Origin of the sequence: Sphingomonas populi (assembly GCF_004208535.1) — a bacterium.
GTDB lineage: Bacteria > Pseudomonadota > Alphaproteobacteria > Sphingomonadales > Sphingomonadaceae > Sphingomonas > Sphingomonas populi.
The window spans coordinates 1-1403 of the sequence record NZ_SGIS01000144.1; the positions used below are offsets into that span (position 1 = coordinate 1).

Annotated in this window: 1 protein-coding gene and 2 pseudogenes; 2 read left to right on the forward strand and 1 reads right to left on the reverse strand. The window is 64.0% G+C overall.

Going from position 1 to position 1403, the window contains the following annotated elements; translation table 11 throughout:
* Positions 1-112 (forward strand): annotated as a pseudogene (locus EWE75_RS25975) (IS630 family transposase); the annotation flags it as partial.
* 94 nt (positions 113-206) lie between these two features.
* Here the strand turns inward: EWE75_RS25975 and EWE75_RS24575 are convergent.
* Positions 207-512, reverse strand: a pseudogene (locus EWE75_RS24575) (helix-turn-helix domain-containing protein); the annotation flags it as partial.
* A gap of 192 nt (positions 513-704) precedes the next feature.
* Here EWE75_RS24575 and EWE75_RS24580 point away from each other — a divergent pair.
* On the forward strand, positions 705-1403 hold a 699-nt coding region (locus EWE75_RS24580), incomplete at its 3' end, for an IS1380 family transposase (protein WP_130160631.1).

A 1403-nucleotide genomic window follows, 5' to 3' on the forward strand; every position in this document is an offset into this window, starting at 1 on the left:
CATCAATCGCTACCTCAAGGAACACAACGCCGACCCAAAGCCCTTCGTCTGGACCAAGCCCGCCGCTCAAATCCTCGACAAGCTCGCCAGACTGCCTGCATCTTCCGTCTGACTCGCTGCACTAGCGATGGCGGCAGCGGTTGGCGTTCGGCGCGACTACACACCGGCGGATTTGCGTCGATGTGCCAGACGAAGTGGTGATGCGGCTCGAGCGTCAACGCCACAACCTGGTCGACGAGCGTCGTCTCGAGCGGCGCGATGCCAGGAGGGCGGGTTTTGTCGCGGAGCAGACCATCGACACCTTCGGCCATGTACCGCTCCTGCCAGCGCCAAACGCACGTCTTCGACTTGCCCGTCTCCGCTATGATCGCAACGGTGCCAAGCCCGTCGTCCGTCAGAAAGATGATTCGTGCCCGCCATACGTGCTTCTGCGGGGACCCACGTGCCGAAACGAGGGCCTCAAGCCGCGCCCGATCCGGTGCCGTGACGACGAATGTGACACCGCTACGCATACCCCTTGGTCGCACAATGCAGCGCCAGGCGGAACCCTCAAGAAGGACTCATCCGTCACGATCAATCCAGCCCGTCTTATTCACCGGTAGGATAGGACCGGGTTGGCGGACGTGGCATAACTATCTGATCTGGCATAGGGAAAGGGTGCTTAAATCATCCCTCTACGCCGGACAGAAAGTGTCACGCCCGCGATGGCAGAAGATAGCGCACCGCGTTTCTCATTCCCAGCGATTTGCCGCAAGAAAGTGACTGCGGCGTTCGATGGCGGTCGGCTGACCTCGGACGGCGGGGTATTGCTGCTGGCGCAGGCGGAGCAGCGGCTGGGGATAGCTGAGCGGCTTGCCGCCTGCATCACCGACCCTCGCGACCGAGCCCGCGTCGCCCATGATCTCGGCGACATTCTGCGCGCTCGCATGCTGGCGATCGCGTGCGGCTATGAAGATGCCGATGACCTCGACACGCTGCGCCATGATCCCGGGTTCAAGCTCGCGCTGGGCAAGCTTCCGGGCGGTGCGATCGGCCTGGCGAGCCAGCCGACCATGAGCCGCTGGGAGAATGCGCCGACTACGCGCGAACTGGTGCGGATGACGGGCGCGCTCGTCGATCTTTACTGTGCGAGCTATCCCGCGCCGCCAGCTGCGGTGACGCTCGATATCGATGAGACGGTCGATATCGTTCACGGCGGCCAGCAACTGTCGTTCTGGAACGGCCATTATGGCGAGCGCTGCTTTCTGCTGATCCATGTCTACGATACCGCCACCGGGCGCCCGGTGGCGATGCTGCTGCGCACCGGCAAGACGCCCTCGGGGGCCGAGACGGCGGGTCACGTCCGCCGCCTGATCCGCCGCATCCGCAGCCACTGGCCCGATAGCCACATCACGCTGCGCGGC